This window comes from Cohnella herbarum, from assembly GCF_012849095.1.
Classification (GTDB): Bacteria; Bacillota; Bacilli; order Paenibacillales; family Paenibacillaceae; genus Cohnella; species Cohnella herbarum.
In genome coordinates this window covers 2,008,410-2,026,107 of record NZ_CP051680.1, presented here as the reverse complement: position 1 = coordinate 2,026,107, position 17,698 = coordinate 2,008,410, and the positions used below count along the sequence as shown (strand labels likewise).

The window sequence follows — 17,698 nt, the reverse complement described above, 5'->3', positions numbered from 1 at the left end:
GTAGGAGATTGGTGTAGCCATTATCCCGCTTGCTCAGGCGGTGTGGGGTAGGAGATTGGTGTAGCCATTATCCCACTTGCTCAGGCGGTGTGGGCAAGAGGCTGCTTTAGCCAATATCCCATTGGCTCAGGTGGGGCCGGGCCGTTTGTTGATATAACCATTTATCCCACCGGTTCAGATTAGCCGCTTTGGAAGTCGGATGCGCATACCAGGTTCATTACTAATAACTAGTGACACCGAATAAGTATGTCACACGGTTCTAATTCGGAAAAATAGGCTAGTGGCACTGAATAAGTACGCCACACGGTTCTAATTCGGAAAAAGTAGGCTAGTAGCACCGAAAAAGCACGCCAAATGGAACTAATTCGGAAAAAGTAGGATAGCGGACGAAATTAGCACGCTATACGGTACTAAATCGGAAAAGAAAAGTTTGTCACACTTCATAAGCACGTCACACACTTCTATTTTTCAAAGTAGAGGCACTGGGTTGAAGCTTAAGACAAAATAACAGCTCGGTTTCGGAGAAGCTGTTTAAACTGAGCCAAAAGGGATAATGGCTAGAGGGACGAAGAGTTGAGATTTCCTCACTGCCGTAAATGTGACAGAAAATTGTCGATGCTTGTCAATTGTTCGGGCGTATGGTAAAGTCTATTTGAAAGTTGCGGAAGAACCGTAGCGAAGATTACTTTGCTGCGGTTCTTTTTTCGAAATAAAATCGAACAAATGTTCTCAAAAAGCTTGGCAAACTCTTGGAAACACGGTATGATAAAACTATCAAAGGATAAGGATGTGGGTGTGTTGTCGGATCGTCGCGCCGCATTAGACATGGCCTTGCGCCAGATTGAAAAGCAGTTCGGTAAGGGTTCGGTAATGAAACTGGGCGAAAGCGCAAATATTGCTATTGAGACAGTATCCAGCGGGGTGCTGGCACTGGACATCGCTCTTGGAATAGGCGGATATCCCCGTGGGCGGATAATAGAAGTATACGGACCTGAATCGTCCGGTAAGACGACGGTTTCCCTTCATGCGATAGCGGAAGTTCAGCGTGCTGGAGGAACGGCGGCATTCATCGATGCGGAACATGCATTGGATCCGGTTTATGCGAGAAATCTCGGCGTAAACATCGACGAATTGCTTCTTTCCCAGCCGGATACGGGCGAACAAGCTTTGGAAATTGCGGAAGCATTAGTACGAAGCGGCGCCGTCGATATTATCGTAGTAGACTCCGTTGCGGCCCTCGTTCCGAAAGCGGAAATCGAAGGCGATATGGGAGATTCCTTCGTCGGTTTGCAAGCGCGTTTGATGTCGCAAGCAATGCGTAAACTGTCCGGTGCTGTCAGCAAGTCGAAATGTCTAGCAATCTTTATTAACCAGCTTCGCGAGAAGATCGGCGTAATGTTCGGTAACCCGGAGACGACTCCAGGCGGTCGCGCTTTGAAGTTCTATGCCAGCGTTCGGTTGGACGTTCGTCGCGTCGAAGCGATCAAACAAGGGAACGACGTAGTCGGTAACCGCACGAAGATCAAGGTCGTGAAGAACAAAGTTGCGCCTCCGTTCAAGCAAGCTGACGTCGACATCATGTACGGCGAAGGAATTTCGAAGGTCGGAAGCATTATCGATATCGGTGCTGAGCAGGACATTATCCAGAAGAGCGGCGCATGGTTCTCTTACAATAGCGAACGTCTCGGCCAAGGGCGCGAGAATGCGAAGCAATACTTAAAGGACAACCCTGAGGTTTCCGATAAAATCGAGAAACAAATTCGGGAAGCGTTGCTCTCTTCATCGTTAACTGCTGCCGCAGCCAGCTCTGCTGCGGTCTCTGCCGATGAGGAAGACGACACAGAATTCGGTGAAGACGCATAAATGCATATCGTTCGATTAACGGGCGGACTGAACGATTAGACGGATAGGAGCTAGCCAGTAGCTTTACTGGCTAGCTGGCTAGCTAGACGAATATAGGCTTAACACAGAAGGCGGCATATATTGCCGTTCTTTGTGTTTTTGCGGAGAGGAGAATGGGCGGAGATGTACGGATCGGGAAGAACGGGTAGAAACGATGAGCATGAGGTTAGCGATAAAAAGAGCGGAGCGGGTCGTACCGATTCGAATAATCGTAACGGCGACACCGATATCGGATCGAACAGCCGTAACAGTGGAACATCCGCTGGAACTTATAATCGCAACAGCGACACGGAAATCGGATCGAATAATCGTAACAGTGGAACATTCGGCGGATCTAATAATCGTAAAACCGGAAAGTATGCCGGTTCGAATTATCGAAGCGGTGGAACGAAACGGTTCGGAAATAACGCTAGAAACGAATCCTCGGACGAGGATGCGGGGAATCCGCTGAAATTACCGGTATTAGGAGCGGTTGTCGTTGGGATCGAGTCGCATCCGAAGAAACCTCATATGTATTGGGTGTCGGTTAAGCTGGAATTGGATGGGTCGAGCGCTGAGGATGACGCTAGGTTAGGCATTCAGCATGAGAGTGAACCGATGCAGTTGTCCGTCGACTGGAACGAAGAGGTGGACGCGCTCATTGCCGGGGCTCAGTCCTCACGAGGGGAAAGCGAATCGTTGCTTACCGTACACGAGGATACGCTAGTCAGTTGGCGGTTGTTAAAGGGTCGCCGGTTGTCGGCCGCGGATTATGAGACGCTAAGGCAGGACGAGCAGAAGGAAGACGCTTATCGATCGGCGCTGCTGATGCTGGAACGCAAAGCGCGGACGACTGCCGAGTTGTCCAAGGCGTTAAAGCTCAAGGGATACGTCCCAGAGGTCGTAGCGGCATGTTTAGAGCGTTTACGGGCGAGCAGGATGATAGATGACAGCTCGTATGCGAAACGCTTCACGGAGCAGCGTGCGGTCGGACAGCGCAAGGGACGGATGCTGATCAGGCAGGAGTTGCTGCAGAGGGGCGTCGGACGGGAAGATGTCAACCAAGCGATCGGAGAGTTGGACGGGCAGATCGAGCTGGATTCGGCGTTGGCGTTGGCGCGTAAAAAGTGGCCGAGCGTCAAAGGAAATGACAGGGAGCGCAAGATGAAGCTGATGTCGATGCTGATGCGCCGAGGATTCCCGTCGGGAGTCGTTAGAACCGCGGTACAGCAAGCCTCAGCGGAATCGGGAGAGTCCGATTCGGATGCCGAGTTCGGCGAAGACTACAACGACGGATCGGAATATATGGAAGATTAATGGAATGCGCGGATTCGGGATCGAAAGATACGTGCGAACCTTGCTTGACAATCTAATTTAGCAAAAGATAAAATGATTTTGTATTCCATCTTCCCAACTGAACGTTTTTTCCTTCCAAAAAGCGATTCAGAACGTGTTATTTCGACCCTTTATGCAATGTTCACATGTAATCAGACGGTTTGGAAACCGGAAAATCAATTGAATAAGTGTCCCCAAGCGGTTGCCTTGGTGATGCAACGAGGAGGTGAAAGACCATGATGCCATGGGTCTGGGTCTTGATCGTTCTCGTTGTTGGCGTCCTTTGCTTTGGGATCGGTTATGTCGCACGCAAATCCATTGCGGAAGCCAAAATCTCTAGTGCCGAAGCGGCTGCCATTCAGATTGTTGAAGCTGCCAAGAAAGAATCGGAAGCCGTACGTAAAGAAACGGTGCTGGAAGCCAAAGACGAGGTGCATAAGCTCCGTAACGAAGCGGAACGCGATATTCGCGAACGCCGCAACGAAATTCAACGCCTGGAAAGGCGGCTGTTGCAAAAAGAAGAGTCGCTGGATCGTAAGCTAGAAGCGTTGGAACGGAAAGAGGAGCAAGTCGCCAACAAAGAGAAACGGATCGAAGAGGTACAGGATCAGATCGAATCTCTGCATAAGCAGCAGATGAACGAATTGGAGCGCATTTCGAACCTGTCGACGGAAGATGCCAAACAGATGATTCTGTCGAACGTGGAACAAGAAGTGCGTCACGAGACGGCGCAGATGATCAAGGAAATCGAGCATCAAGCGAAAGAAGAAGGCGACAAGAAGGCTCGCGATATCATCTCCCTCGCCATTCAACGTTGCGCCGCGGATCACGTGGCGGAAACGACGGTATCCGTCGTAACGTTGCCTAACGAAGAGATGAAAGGTCGCATCATTGGTCGTGAAGGACGTAATATCCGTGCTCTTGAGACGTTAACGGGTATTGATCTCATTATCGACGATACGCCGGAAGCGGTTATTCTGTCGGGCTTTGACCCGATTCGCCGCGAGATTGCACGGACCTCTCTAGAGAAATTAGTTGCGGATGGACGGATTCACCCGGCTCGGATCGAGGAAATGGTGGAGAAGTCCCGTAAGGAAGTCGATGAGAGAATTCGCGAGTACGGCGAGCAAGCTACTTTCGAAGTTGGCGTGCACGGCTTACATCCGGATTTGATCAAAATCCTAGGTCGTCTGAAATTCCGGACGAGCTACGGCCAGAACGTGTTGAAGCATTCGATGGAAGTCGCCTATCTAACCGGTCTTATGGCCGGGGAGTTGGGAGAAGACATCACGCTTGCGAAACGCGCCGGCTTGCTTCATGATATCGGCAAAGCGCTCGACCACGAAGTGGAAGGCTCGCATGTCGAGATCGGCGTGGAATTGGGCAAGAAATACAAGGAACATCCTGTTGTTATCAACAGTATCGCGTCCCATCACGGCGACGTGGAAGCCACATCGGTTATCGCTATGCTCGTCGGAGCGGCAGATGCGCTTAGCGCTGCACGTCCGGGAGCTCGCCGCGAAACGTTGGAGACCTACATCCGCCGGCTCGAGAAGCTGGAGGCGATCTCCGAATCGTTCGAAGGCGTCGAGAAATCGTACGCGATTCAAGCCGGACGCGAGGTTCGCGTCATGGTTCAGCCGGAGAAGATCGACGACACCGAAGCGTTCCGCTTAGCTCGGGATATTACGAAGAAAATCGAGGGCGAGCTGGACTATCCAGGTCACATCAAGGTTACCGTTATTCGTGAAACCCGCGCGGTTGAGTACGCCAAATAAATTACGGAATGCAGGGAAGGCTGAAAAGTGGCTGCGGCAACATGCAGCCACTTTTCCCTTTGTATAACGATTCAGAATGTAAAAATTTCGCTATCCATTTCTGAATCGTCACCGACATAAACGTTTCCGCACCCTACCTAAGTGGCGTTGGAAGACGTTAATGCTTGTACGCATAGAAAGTATAAGTTTTCGATACAAACGTATGCCGCCGTCTACGGACGGCGAAGTCGTTTTACTGGTACGGAAAGCGAGTTGAAGCGGATGAAGGTCGTTTTTATCGGAGATATCGTAGGTAATATCGGAAGAGACACGGTCAAACGGTTGCTTCCATGGATCAAAGACAAATATAATCCTCACATCATTATCGCCAACGGGGAAAATGCGGCCGGAGGGCGCGGAATAAATGCCGCGATTACCCGGGAGCTGTTCGAATGGGGCGTACACGGCATTACGATGGGTAACCATACGTGGGATAACCGGGAAATCTTCGACTTCATCGACGATGAAGCCAGGATGATTCGGCCCTCGAATTTGCCGCATGGCACGCCAGGGCGAGGAAGCATGATCGTAAGGGGGAACGGCAAGGAGCTAGGCGTCGTTAACCTGATCGGCCGCACGTTCTTGCCCCCTGCGGAATGTCCGTTCCGGACGGCGGAAGAAGAAATCGAAGAGCTGCGCAGGCATACGAAGTGCATTCTCGTCGATTTCCACGCGGAGGCGACAAGCGAGAAAATCGCGATGGGATGGCATTTGGACGGATACGCTTCATTGGTCGTTGGCACGCACACGCATGTTCAGACGAACGATGCCCGCATTTTGCCGGAAGGTACGGCTTATCTGACGGATGCGGGGATGACCGGGCCGCGCGATGGCGTTCTGGGCATGGACAAAGAGACGGTCGTTCGCCGGTTCATCACGGGAATGCCCGCAAGATTCACCGTAGCCGAAGGAAAATGGACGTTAAACGGCGTGTTCGTCGACATTGACGAAGCGACAGGTAAAGCGGTAAAGGTACAAAATATTTCGGTGGACGAGGATTCTTGGATCGCCGTATAAAAATATTGCGAAGGTTTACAAGCTTTCATGGCCAAACCTCTTTGGAAAAGAAGGAATTATCGTCCGGGTTACCGAATAAGTATGCCTTAGTGGGCCCATCCTTTGATTTCCGAATAATTCCCGATGCAACCGATGAAATAAGCGGGTTGTCATAAGAGGAGGAACTGGTCATGGAAGTATTAAAGGTTTCCGCAAAGTCCAATCCAAATTCCGTAGCAGGCGCACTGGCAGGCGTACTCCGCGAACGCGGGGCCGCCGAACTGCAAGCTATTGGCGCTGGGGCGCTCAATCAAGCGGTTAAAGCGGTCGCAATCGCCCGCGGATTCGTGGCACCGAGCGGGGTAGACCTGATTTGCATCCCGGCTTTTACGGATATTGTGATCGATGGAGAAGACCGGACGGCAATAAAGCTTATTGTCGAACCAAGGTAAACAACAGTAGGGTAAGATGTCGACCTGTTCCTGGGTGATAATCGTAGCCGCGTGACTCACGTTACGTCTCGATTACATCGATGTAGCAGGTTTTTTTGTGCCGTTCAGGCATAGTGGGGCCAGTTGCGCAGAGGGGGACATAAGATGAGAGTGGCCGATTTGCACGTAGACGTGCTTTGCAAGATGCTTGAAAACCCAGGCTCCAAATGGGGGAGCGCTACCGATGTCGGCGTTTTCGATGCCACTCCGGAACGATTAAGGCAAGGGGGCATTGGTCTTCAAGTGTTTGCCATTTACTTGCCCGACACGATTCCGAGCGATCCGGAATCGTTGTTTCATGCTGCGGAACTGTTCTGGAGCGAGGTTCTGACCGTAAGGGGAATAAAACTCGTTCGCAAAGCGGGGGATATCGAACGGGCGGAGCAGGATGGGAAAATCGGTGTTCTGCTATCCTTGGAGGGGGCCGAAGGATTGCAAGGCAATCTATGGGCGCTGCGTCTTCTCTACCGATTAGGCTTAAGGCTGCTTGGACCGACGTGGAATCATGCGAATTGGGCGTGCGACGGAGCAATGGAGCCTCGGGGAGCGGGATTCACGAAAGCGGGGAGACAGCTTGTTACGGAATGCGAATCTTTGGGTATCCTGATAGATGTGTCCCATCTATCCGATCGGGGATTCTGGGAGCTGGCCGAGCGCGCGCAACGCCCTTTTTTCGCGTCTCATTCCAATGTCCGCGCGATTAAAGACAATCCTCGTAACCTAACGGATCGGCAAATCCAGGCTATCATCGGCGCGCAGGGGATCATCGGGCTAACGTTCGTTCCTTGGTTTGTGACGGGTGAAGAGTCGGTTAAAATAGGCGATGTTCTTAGGCATGTCGAACATGTATGCGCGCTAGGAGGGGCTGAACATATCGCCTTTGGGTCGGACTTCGACGGGATTTCCCGACATGTAGAAGATTTAGAGCATCCCGGTCGGTATCCGGATCTAATCGAGGCGCTTTTGAAACGTTATCCGGAATCGCTCGTAAGAGAGATGGTAGGGGGAACGGCCACCCGGTTTTTTACAAAAAATCTACCTAATTGAACTGTTCGCCTGACATCCATCTCGAATCGGCATTGATCTGATCGCAAACTGTTATCTATCGCTTACACGAATATGTCTTGCAATTTACGTTGGTAAAACATAATATTTATGAGGGTAATAAAAAATATTATAGGGTAAATCTGTCGAAAATTGACGAACCGGAGATTAAGAGGAGATGGGCACTGTGATCAGTCAACTGTCATGGAAAATTGGCGGCCAGCAAGGGGAAGGCGTGGAAAGTACCGACCGTATTTTCTCTACCGCGCTGAACCGTCTGGGCTACTACCTGTACGGGTACCGACACTTTTCCTCGCGGATTAAAGGCGGACACACGAATAACAAAATCCGCATCAGCACGAAGCCGATTCGCGCGATTTCCGATGACCTGGACATTCTAGTCGCTTTTGACCAGGAGAGCATCGATCTAAACGCTGGAGAGCTTCGTCCGGGCGGAGTCGTCGTCGCCGACGCGAAATTCTCGCCGACGATCCCAGAAGGCGTGCAAGCTCGGTTATTCGCTGTTCCGATTACGGCAATTGCAGAAGAACTTGGCACTTCCCTCATGAAAAATATGGTGGCTTCCGGAGCTTCCTGGGGTCTGCTTGGACTGCCTATGGAAGTCTTCAATAAAGCGGTAGAAGAAGAGTTCGGCCGCAAAGGCGCGGCGATCGTGGAGAAGAACGTGGAAGCGGTACGCCGCGGTGCGGAATTCGTCCTGGAGCAAGCCGGCGGTCCGCTCGACGAATTTAAGCTCGAGGACGCGGACGGCAAACAGAAGCTGTTCATGATCGGCAACGAAGCGATGGCGCTCGGTTGCGTTGCAGCGGGCTGCAGACTGATGTCTGCTTATCCGATCACTCCGGCCTCCGAGATCATGGAATACTTAATTAAGAAGCTTCCTAAGTTCGGCGGTACGGTCGTTCAAACGGAAGATGAAATAGCCGCGGTAACGATGGCAATAGGCGCGAACTACGCGGGCGTGCGCACGATGACGGCTTCCGCGGGTCCTGGACTCGCATTAATGATGGAAGCGATCGGTCTTTCCGGCATGACGGAAACTCCGCTACTTATCGTCGATACGCAGCGCGGCGGTCCGTCGACGGGCTTGCCGACCAAACAAGAGCAATCCGACATCAACGCGCTTATCTACGGTACGCACGGAGAGATTCCTAAGCTGGTCGTCGCTCCGAGCACGATCGAAGAGTGCTTCTACGATATTATCGAAGGATTTAACATCGCGGAACAATATCAAATTCCGGTTATCATTGCGACGGATCTGCAATTGTCTCTCGGCAAACAGACGTCCGAAGCGCTCGATTACGACAAAATCGTGATCAACCGCGGGAAGCTGGTAACCGAAGAATTGCCTCCTAGCGAAGATAATCGCTTGTTCAAGCGTTATGAATTTACGGAAGACGGCGTATCGCCGCGCGTTCTTCCGGGCGCTAAGCACGGCATCCATCACGTAACGGGCGTAGAGCACGATCAGGAAGGAAGACCTTCCGAGAACGCGTTGAACCGTGAAAAAATGATGGACAAACGCTTAGGCAAGATCAGTCATCTTCGCGTGACGGACGCGGTGAAAGCCGACGCTTCCCATGAGACGCCGGATCTGCTCATCATCGCAATGGGTTCGACGGGCGGAACGATTGAAGAAGCTCGCGGCCGCTTGACGGCGGATGGAATCACGACGAATCAGATTATGGTTCGCCAAATGCATCCGTTCCCGAACGAGCTGCTGTTGCCTCATCTGGAAGCGGCTAAGCAGGTCGTCGTGCTGGAGAATAACGCGACGGGTCAATTGTCCAACCTAATCAAGCAGAACATCGGTTATCACCACAAAATCCGCAACCTGCTTAAATACGACGGAACGCCGTTCCTGCCTTCGGAAATTCATAAAGCTTGTAAGGAGCTGGTCTGAGATGGCAACATTTAAAGAGTTTCGTAATAATGTGAAGCCGAACTGGTGTCCTGGTTGCGGGGATTTCTCCGTGCAAGCTGCGATCCAACGCGCGGCAGCTAACGTAGGTTTAGAGCCCGAGCAATTAGCGGTCATCTCGGGAATCGGCTGTTCGGGCCGGATTTCCGGTTACATTAACGCTTACGGCTTACACGGGATTCACGGGCGTTCGCTTCCGATCGCGCAAGGCGTTAAGCTTGCGAATCGCGAACTTACCGTTATCGCGTCGGGCGGAGACGGAGACGGCTTCGCGATTGGGATGGGCCATACGGTTCATGCGATTCGCCGGAACTTGGATATTACGTATATCGTTATGGACAACCAAATTTACGGACTGACCAAAGGACAAACGTCCCCGCGAAGCGCGGAAGGGTTCAAAACCAAATCGACGCCGGAAGGCTCGATCGAGACGACTTTGTCGCCGCTTGAGATCGCGTTGTCCGCAGGCGCGACTTTCGTCGCGCAATCGTTCTCCAGCGATCTGAAGCAATTGACTTCTTTAATCGAGCAAGGCTTGAATCACAAAGGGTTTTCGCTAATTAACGTGTTCAGCCCTTGCGTGACTTTCAATAAGATCAATACGTACGACTGGTTCAAGGAAAATATCGTAAACTTGGAGCAATTCCCGGAATACGATCCATCCAACCGGATCGCGGCCATGACGAAGATTATGGAAACGAACGGAATGTTGACGGGCTTGATCTACCAGAATAAGGAACGTAAGTCGTACGAGCAACTGGCAGTCGGTTTCAAAGACGAAGCGCTCGCGAAGCAGGATATGAAATTGTCCCGTGAAGACTTTGACAAACTGTTGACAGAGTTCAAATAAGCATCTTATAGAAGAGGCGCACGGGTTTGTCCCGTGCGCCTCTTGCGTTATACTGGAGGTAGGAAATCAAAGGAAAGGTTGGGTTGTCTATGTCTTCATCCGAAAAGAAGAAAGTACCGGTAGGCGTATCGGCTCGTCACATTCATTTGGCGCAGGAGCATGTCGAGATTCTGTTCGGCGCCGGAGCGACTTTAACGGAATTTAAGCCGCTCTCTCAACCCGGCCAATTCGCCGCCAATGAAACCGTAGCCGTATATGGACCGAAAGGTTCTTTTCCTAAAGTTCGTATTTTGGGTCCTGCCCGTAAAGCAACGCAATTAGAAGTGTCCCGCACGGATGCCTTCTCGCTAGGCTTGCAAGCGCCGTTGCGCGAATCCGGCAGCATAGAAGGTACGCCGGGAATCCGCATCGTCGGTCCCGCGGGCGAAGTTACCGTTGAGAAAGGCGTTATCGTTGCCGCGCGCCACATTCATTTTCATACCTCGGATGCCGAGCGTTGGGGGATAGCGGACAAGCAGTTGCTTAAAGTACGCGTAGGCGGCGACCGTGGCGTCGTGTTCGAGCAGGTAATAGCACGCGTCTCGGAACAATTCGCGCTAGACATGCACATCGACACCGACGAAGGCAACGCGGCCGGCGTAAGCACCGGCGACTTCGGGGAAATCGTGGAGTAGGTCGCAGTATTGGATCAGGAGACCAGCTTAGGCGTATGGCGAGAGGGGGGCGAGGCTTCAAACGGGGTACGGAGAAAAAGGGGTGGTACGGAGAGTTTACGTCCGCCTTTAAAATCGAGTTGTTACCGCATAGTACGTTCAGAGACAACTCTATTTTAACTAGCGGCGGGAGTGCCACCGCTCTTTTCGCAGTACGATCCCGTTTGAAGCCACTCCCCCCAATAGCAAATGCCTGCTGGTTCATGATATAATACGAAGGATTGACTAGTAGCGGGAATCTCGTAGGAGAGGAACCGGTTTACTTAGGGGGATAGAGGAAATGGCCAAAGAAACGAAGGATTTTAGCAAATATTTCGATTTCTCAGGTGCCAAAGTCATTTCCGAGGACCAAAGCGGCAAAACGATCCGTCTGAACGGACGGGATATCCATATCGTCTCCGAGCCGGACTACCGGCAGGAGAAGCAACGGGGCAAAGAAGAAATTCAAGTCCACTATGAGAATGCCGTTCCGGACGAGCTGAAGCACCTTGGCGTTGGGAAAAAGTATTTAATACAGACTTACGGTTGCCAGATGAACGAGCACGATACCGAGGTTATGCGGGGTTTGTTCGAAGAAATGGGTTACGAGCAGACGGACGTCCGCGTTGAAGCGGATGTTATTCTGCTGAATACGTGCGCCGTGCGAGAGAATGCGGAAGATAAAGTATTCGGAGAGCTCGGCCATCTGAAAGTGCTGAAGCAGCAACGTCCGGAGCTAATTCTCGGCGTATGCGGGTGCATGTCCCAGGAAGCTTCCGTCGTTACCCGGATCATGCAGAAGCATGCTCACGTGGATATGATCTTCGGTACGCACAACATCCATCGTCTGCCTATGCTGCTGCAGGAAGCCCATTTCGGCAAAGAAATGGTCATCGACGTGTGGTCCAAAGAAGGCGACATTATCGAAAACCTTCCGAAGAAGCGCACCGAAGGGCTGCGAGCTTGGGTGAATATCATGTACGGCTGCGATAAATTTTGCACGTATTGCATCGTTCCGTATACGAGAGGCAAGGAACGAAGCCGGTTACCGGAAGACGTGATCGCGGAAGTGCGCGATCTCGCTCGCCAAGGCTTCAAGGAGATAACGTTGCTCGGACAGAACGTGAACGCTTACGGGAAAGATTTCACGGATCGATCCTACCGCTTCGGGGATTTGATGGACGATATTCGCAAGGTGGACATTCCTCGCGTCCGATTTACGACTTCCCATCCGAGAGATTTCGACGATCATCTGATCGAGGTCATGGCCAAGGGCGGAAATCTTGTGGAGCATATTCACTTGCCCGTTCAATCGGGCAGCACGGAAATTCTGAAACGGATGAGCCGCAAGTATTCCCGGGAGCGTTATCTGGAGCTCGCGCAGCGAATTCGCAAGGAAATTCCGAATGCGGTACTTACGACGGACGTTATCGTCGGATTTCCCGGCGAGACGGAAGAGCAATTCGAGGATACGATGAGCTTGATGCGGGAAGCGGGAATCACATCCGCCTATACGTATATTTATTCTCCGCGGGAAGGTACGCCTGCGTTCGATATGGCCGATGACGTTCCGCTTGAAGTGAAGCAGAAGAGACTGGCCCGATTAAACGAATTAATCGGACATTTGTCGCTCGAGCATCACCAAGGGTTAGTCGGACAAGTGATCGAGGTGCTCGTCGAAGGGGAAAGCAAAAATAAGGCCAACGTATTGTCCGGTCGCAGCCGCTCGAACAAACTCATTCATTTCGAAGGCGACAAGGAATGGATCGGGAAGTTCCTGCAAGTAAAAGTAACGGCGGCGCAATCGTGGTACGTTAAAGCCGAAGCCGTCAGCGAGCCGGTAGCGGCTGTGAGCTACGCGGGATAAAAGCGAAATCGTAGATGAACCCATCGGGAGGAAATATATCATGTCAGCACATGCACACGATCACGACCATGATCACCAGCACGGAGAGGGATGCTCGGACGGCTGTTCGATCCCATCGTTCGATAACCGGGAATTGATCGTTCGCGAGGATATTCTGGCAAGAGCGAAAGAATTGGCGCATCTGATCACGACAACCGAAGAGGTGGACATGTACCAACGTTCGGAGAAGTTGATCCAATCTCATGAGCGGGTTCAAGGGTTGATTACGACGATCAAGAAGAAGCAGAAGGAGCTTGTCGCGTTCCAGAACACGTTCAAGAATCCGGCGATGGTCGAGAAAATCGAAGCGGAAATTAACGAGATTCAAGACGAGCTCGATAATATCCCGATCGTTCAACAGTTCCAACAAAGCCAAGTGGACGTGAACTATTTGTTGCAATCCATCGTATCGGTCATTCGTGATTCGGTTGCCGAGAAAATCGACGTTGAAGCGGCGAAACCGGCTGAAGATCCGGAAGAGTGCGATTAAGCAATCCGTATCGTTAATAGATTAGGCGTCCAAATAAGACGAAGGACCACGCGGGTAGCGTGGTCCTTCGTCTATGTGCCGCTCTCGATTGGCGAATCTATCGATTCGCAGGCGTTGAGGGACTTAGACTTAAAGTGAAATTCCGTTGATCGAATTGGAGCTGATGGAGATGGTTCGCTTCCAGCTTCCATTTATTCAACCAAAAGGTGGACATCCGCAGCCGATCGTCGGAAAAATTCGAAGGCACGTGCAGCCGTAAACGGGTTACGTTCCTGCCGTATCTCACCTTAATGATCGTTCCTTGCCGTTCTGGAATTCCTAACCGGGATAAGAGTTCAAAACCGACGGAGAGAATACCGGAGCCAGAGGCCGATGAAGTTAACAAAGCGCTCGTCTCGCTAAGCGGCGCGGGTTTGATGGTCAGTGATTGATCGCTGGGATTGTAGGTTAGCAAATATCGTCGCAATGCGGTAAGTTGAAATTGGCGAGCTAAAGCGTAATTCATCTCGATGAAGTCGGCAAAGCACTCCCGTCCTTCCAGAAATTGAAGCTGAACGGATTGCTTGATCGAGCCTCTCTTGAGAGTAATCGGCGTATTCCGAGGAATGGCAAGCAGCTCCGATGCAGAATCGGAGCAATTAAGCGTAAGCACGATAGTATGGACGGGAAGCTTGGCAATGAACAAATCTAGTCGACCGCTTGCCATAGAATAGAAACACACTCCTTCAAAGCAGAAGAAACTCAAGAATCCTTCTACCTTATGCGAGGAGCGAGAAGCTGGTTTGTACCATCGTCCTGACTATTGAAAAAGGACTCCCCAGCTAGTAGGGAGCCCTAAGCATTATTTTCTTCTTGAAGGACGAATGGCTGGCAACACGGGCCTTAGAGCGAGGATGACAAGCGTTGCGGCTACGGCTTTAATGGCGTCGCCCGGGAGATAAGGGTACATTCCCGCCCTAAGCGCTCCTGCGAACGTATCGTATTTTTCGTTATCAACGACGTGCGCAAGCCAAGGCACGCCGGATACGTATAAGAGTAAAGATCCGAGCACAAAGATGGCTAACAGTAATCCGATTTGCCGTGGGCGATCAAGCTTCTTCCGGTTGGAGAACAAGCGATCCGTAACCCAACCGATCAGGAAAGCGGACACGGGGAACATCCAGATAAAGCCGCCCGTAGGACCGGTTATCTGAGCGATCCCGCCCGAGCCGTTCATTAGAGGAAGCCCGATGGCCGTCAAGGCAACGACGATGAAGATGCTCCAGAAGCCGTACGCGGCTCCGAGAAGCCCTCCGGCAAGCATGACCGCAAAGGCTTGCAAAGAGATCGGTACGGGGGTAAATCCAAGATTGATTTTGATGAAACTTCCAGCAATGAAGAGTGCGCCGAATAGAGCAGTGTAAACCATGCCTTTAATCCATTGATTGTTTTGTCTTGCGGATTGCGTAGTCGCGGAAGTCGCGGATGATGCAGATTTGGTCATTGTCAAAAGCCTCCCTAAATGTTAACCTTGTTTCGTGAGGTTGGTTAACAATTGAGATTGTAGCACGAGTAAGAGAGATTGAAAAGAGGGATTTTGGGCGATGGAGAGGCGAGAGGCGGAAAAGCCCATCGTGCTGGGGAATGTTACGGTATACGGAATAGACGACTTAGAGGGAACGACTTCTAGGTTAAATCTATCGCGTTTGACATTGGCGGCGGGCGAATGGTTAACCGTTGTCGGCGTTAACGGGAGCGGGAAATCGACGCTGGCACGGTTACTAGCCGGAATCGAGCCGGAGCGAATGATAGGCACTCTTGAACGCGGGTTTGCCGGAGAAAATAGTTGTCCGATCGTGCTGCAGCAGCCGAAGGCGCAACTGTTCGGCGAAACTCCGAGGGAGGAAGTCATGTTCGCATTAGAATGGCGCGGTATTTCGGCTGAACATATCCTTGAGAAGGTAGATCAAGCTTTACATAGAGTCGGATTAACCGCTCTTGCGGATGAGCCGTGGGATCGACTGTCGGGAGGTCAGCAGCAGCTTGCGGCGGTGTCGGCGGCAACGGAGTGCGACGCGCCTCTTCTCGTGCTGGACGAAGCGACTTCGATGCTCGACGAACAAAATCGGGATACCGTCTTGCGGACGGCGCGGGAATTCCATGCGAGAGGTTCGGCGGTCGTGTGGGTGACGCAGCGTCTGGATGAGCTGGAGCCGGATTCCCGGGTCGTTGCCGTTGGGGAGGGCAGTATTATTTTCGATGGAACAGGTCGGGAATTCATGTATGGCTCGGCGGGTGACGAACAAGGAGAAGACGGGCCGATATCCCCTTGCCTCAGGGCAGGGCTGCGCTTGCCGTATTTGGCGGAGTTCGCGATCGAGCTTAGGCGTCAAGGGAAAATAGCGGATCCGTTGCCGATGACGGACCGGGAGTGGCGAAAGGTGTGGGAGAGCGGTGGAATCGGGGAAACGACAAAATGAACGACAAACGCAACGAGATAAACCGTCCTCCCATCCGCTTCGGATCGATGGCCTTCCTTGGCGCCTAGGAGAAGAGACCGAAGAGGCTTACCGCACTGCAGGTTTGACGTTAGAGCCGGGCACGATTACGCTGCTGATGGGTCCGAACGGAGCGGGTAAATCGACGCTCTTGGAGAAGCTTGCCGGGATTCGCCCACCGGAAGAAATTCGTGCGACATACGGCAATGACGCGTTATGGAAACAGAAGCGGTCGGGCGGAATCAAATTAAACGAAAGAGCTCTCTTGCATTATAGTTATGCCTGTCAGTCTCCGGAGGAAGGATTGTTCGCGAGAAGCGTAAGCGAAGAGATCGACTATTCTTTAAGACCCTATCGCGTAACGGAAGAGGAACGGGAGAGGCGTAAAGCAGCGGCGCTGGAGTCGGTAGATTGGGACTCGGAATGGCTGGAACGGGATCCTTATCGGATGAGCGGAGGAGAACGACGCCGGGCGGCGCTTGCCGCGGTATTCGCTACGCCGGCTGCTTGGCTTCTCTTGGATGAGCCGACAGCGGGATTAGACGGAGCGGGTCATGAAACGGTGGCACGGGAGCTGCGAGCTTTAACATCGGCGGGCAAAGGCATTCTACTTGTCTCGCATGATTCCGATTGGGCGCTCCCCTTGGCGGACCAGGTTCTGTTACTCAGTGCCGAGGGGACGGTGAGGCTGTGCGGCGCGGATCAGCTCATTCAACATCCCGAATGGCTCGAGGAGACCGGGATGAAGGTGCCGGGCTGGCTTCGGATGGTTCAACTTGTTGGACGCAGCGGCGTTCCGACCACTCGATTGTGGAATCCGAAGGCTGCGGCTGCCGCTTGGCACCCTGCCGAAGGTTCGGAGGGGGACCGCGAGGCGAAACTCGGAACGATCCCGAAGGCCGAGAAGCGGAGGCATTCGGGGAATGGAAGAGTTAAATATCGCTTGTCAGGCTTTGATCCCCGTTCGGTATGGCTCGCGTACATTCTCGTTTCCGTAGGTCTGTTCCAGTCGAAGGACTGGTTCGGGGCGCTGCTTGGAGCGGTTGTCGTCACAGCGTTATTAACGGCAGGCAGAGTATCTCTCCGGAGATGGCGCGGCTTGATCGTAAACTATTCGCTGTTCTCGGTGATTACTTCGGCGATCTTCGCTTGGGGGGCGAGCAGCGAAAGCTTCATCGAGTGGGGGGCTTTCTCGGATACGATCTTTACGTTCGCGAGGACGATGTTGATCATGCTGCTCGGATTAACGATTCCACTAGTCATGTCGCCTCTTTCGTTAAGAAGATCGTTAGAGCAAATGACATCGATAAACGGAAAAACGCCGGCGTGGGCGCAAAGAGGAATATTAACGGTCGCGCTCATCATGAGATTCGTGCCGGTGCTGCTGGAGTTGTGGGAAAGGTTCATGAAAATTTTCCGCGCGCGGGGGAAATCCATCTCGCGGAATCCGGTGGCTATGGGCAGAAGATTGCGCGACGTATCCATTCCGTTCCTGTTGGCATTGTTTCGGCTCGGAGATGAAGTCGCTCTTGCGCTGGAAAGCAGGGGAGTGGGGGGGCGAACGACTCCTACCAGAGCGTTGCGGCTGAAGTGGCGACTCCGGGATTACGGGTTAGCGGCCGGAGCGTTAGCGCTAGCGATAGGCTTGTGGGGTTTCTCCAACCGCTAGCTGCTCCTCTCATGGGGGTAATTAGCGATATTTTAATTTTGAGAACCACCTTCGTTCCACGACCGGACTCCGATGTTATCTTAAGACCGTAGCTAGCGTCTTGGGAAT

At 52.3% G+C, this 17,698-nt stretch carries 15 protein-coding genes; 13 read left to right on the top strand and 2 right to left on the bottom strand.

Translation table 11 applies throughout. From position 1 onward, the window contains the following. Window positions 1-798: 798 nt before the first annotated feature. From recA to HH215_RS09000, 11 genes are all read left to right on the top strand, one after another. Window positions 799-1,863: a recombinase RecA gene (recA, locus tag HH215_RS09050; protein WP_217362288.1), complete on the top strand. Its 1,065-nt coding sequence runs from the start codon at window positions 799-801 to the stop codon at window positions 1,861-1,863. A gap of 162 nt (window positions 1,864-2,025) precedes the next feature. Beyond that, window positions 2,026-3,198, top strand: a complete 1,173-nt coding sequence (locus tag HH215_RS09045) for a regulatory protein RecX (RefSeq protein ID WP_169279600.1) — start codon at window positions 2,026-2,028, stop codon at window positions 3,196-3,198. Between the two features lie 254 nt (window positions 3,199-3,452). Continuing rightward, window positions 3,453-4,994 carry a ribonuclease Y gene (rny, locus tag HH215_RS09040; RefSeq protein ID WP_169279599.1) on the top strand — a complete coding sequence of 514 codons (1,542 nt, stop codon included), beginning with the start codon at window positions 3,453-3,455 and terminating at the stop codon, window positions 4,992-4,994. A gap of 261 nt (window positions 4,995-5,255) precedes the next feature. Then, on the top strand, window positions 5,256-6,050 hold the full coding sequence (locus tag HH215_RS09035) for a TIGR00282 family metallophosphoesterase (protein WP_169279598.1): 795 nt from the start codon (window positions 5,256-5,258) through the stop codon (window positions 6,048-6,050). A 170-nt stretch (window positions 6,051-6,220) separates the two neighbouring features. Next, on the top strand, window positions 6,221-6,481 hold the full coding sequence (gene spoVS / locus HH215_RS09030; protein ID WP_027084382.1) for a stage V sporulation protein SpoVS: 261 nt from the start codon (window positions 6,221-6,223) through the stop codon (window positions 6,479-6,481). A 144-nt stretch (window positions 6,482-6,625) separates the two neighbouring features. Next, window positions 6,626-7,567 carry a dipeptidase gene (locus tag HH215_RS09025; RefSeq protein ID WP_169279597.1) on the top strand — a complete coding sequence of 314 codons (942 nt, stop codon included), beginning with the start codon at window positions 6,626-6,628 and terminating at the stop codon, window positions 7,565-7,567. Between the two features lie 184 nt (window positions 7,568-7,751). Further along, window positions 7,752-9,488, top strand: a complete 1,737-nt coding sequence (locus HH215_RS09020) for a 2-oxoacid:acceptor oxidoreductase subunit alpha (protein ID WP_169279596.1) — start codon at window positions 7,752-7,754, stop codon at window positions 9,486-9,488. Window position 9,489: 1 nt separating this feature from the next. Continuing rightward, on the top strand, window positions 9,490-10,356 hold the full coding sequence (locus tag HH215_RS09015) for a 2-oxoacid:ferredoxin oxidoreductase subunit beta (RefSeq protein ID WP_169279595.1): 867 nt from the start codon (window positions 9,490-9,492) through the stop codon (window positions 10,354-10,356). Window positions 10,357-10,445: 89 nt separating this feature from the next. After that, window positions 10,446-11,030 (top strand): phosphate propanoyltransferase, encoded by a 585-nt coding sequence (gene pduL / locus HH215_RS09010; RefSeq protein ID WP_169279594.1) that lies wholly within the window; start codon window positions 10,446-10,448, stop codon window positions 11,028-11,030. Between the two features lie 319 nt (window positions 11,031-11,349). Beyond that, the gene (miaB, locus tag HH215_RS09005; protein WP_169279593.1) at window positions 11,350-12,915 is read left to right on the top strand and encodes a tRNA (N6-isopentenyl adenosine(37)-C2)-methylthiotransferase MiaB; all 1,566 of its coding nucleotides are present in this window, start codon (window positions 11,350-11,352) and stop codon (window positions 12,913-12,915) included. A gap of 40 nt (window positions 12,916-12,955) precedes the next feature. Next, a complete protein-coding gene (locus tag HH215_RS09000; RefSeq protein WP_169279592.1) occupies window positions 12,956-13,444 on the top strand; it encodes a YlbF/YmcA family competence regulator in 489 nt (162 codons plus the stop codon). A gap of 97 nt (window positions 13,445-13,541) precedes the next feature. Here HH215_RS09000 and HH215_RS08995 read toward each other — a convergent pair whose 3' ends face one another. After that, the gene (locus HH215_RS08995) at window positions 13,542-14,150 is read right to left on the bottom strand and encodes a hypothetical protein (RefSeq protein ID WP_169279591.1); all 609 of its coding nucleotides are present in this window, start codon (window positions 14,148-14,150) and stop codon (window positions 13,542-13,544) included. Window positions 14,151-14,285: 135 nt separating this feature from the next. Next, the gene (locus HH215_RS08990) at window positions 14,286-14,927 is read right to left on the bottom strand and encodes a biotin transporter BioY (RefSeq protein ID WP_169279590.1); all 642 of its coding nucleotides are present in this window, start codon (window positions 14,925-14,927) and stop codon (window positions 14,286-14,288) included. 100 nt (window positions 14,928-15,027) lie between these two features. Between HH215_RS08990 and HH215_RS08985 the strand changes: the two genes are divergently transcribed. Both HH215_RS08985 and HH215_RS08980 read left to right on the top strand, forming a co-directional pair. Then, entirely contained in the window at window positions 15,028-15,903 is an 876-nt protein-coding gene (locus HH215_RS08985) for an energy-coupling factor ABC transporter ATP-binding protein (RefSeq protein WP_169279589.1), read from the top strand. Further along, complete coding sequence (locus tag HH215_RS08980) at window positions 15,878-17,590, top strand: ATP-binding cassette domain-containing protein (RefSeq protein WP_169279588.1); 1,713 nt, start codon at window positions 15,878-15,880, stop codon at window positions 17,588-17,590. Before HH215_RS08985 ends, HH215_RS08980 begins: the two co-directional genes overlap by 26 nt. The last annotated feature ends 108 nt before the right edge of the window (window positions 17,591-17,698 follow it).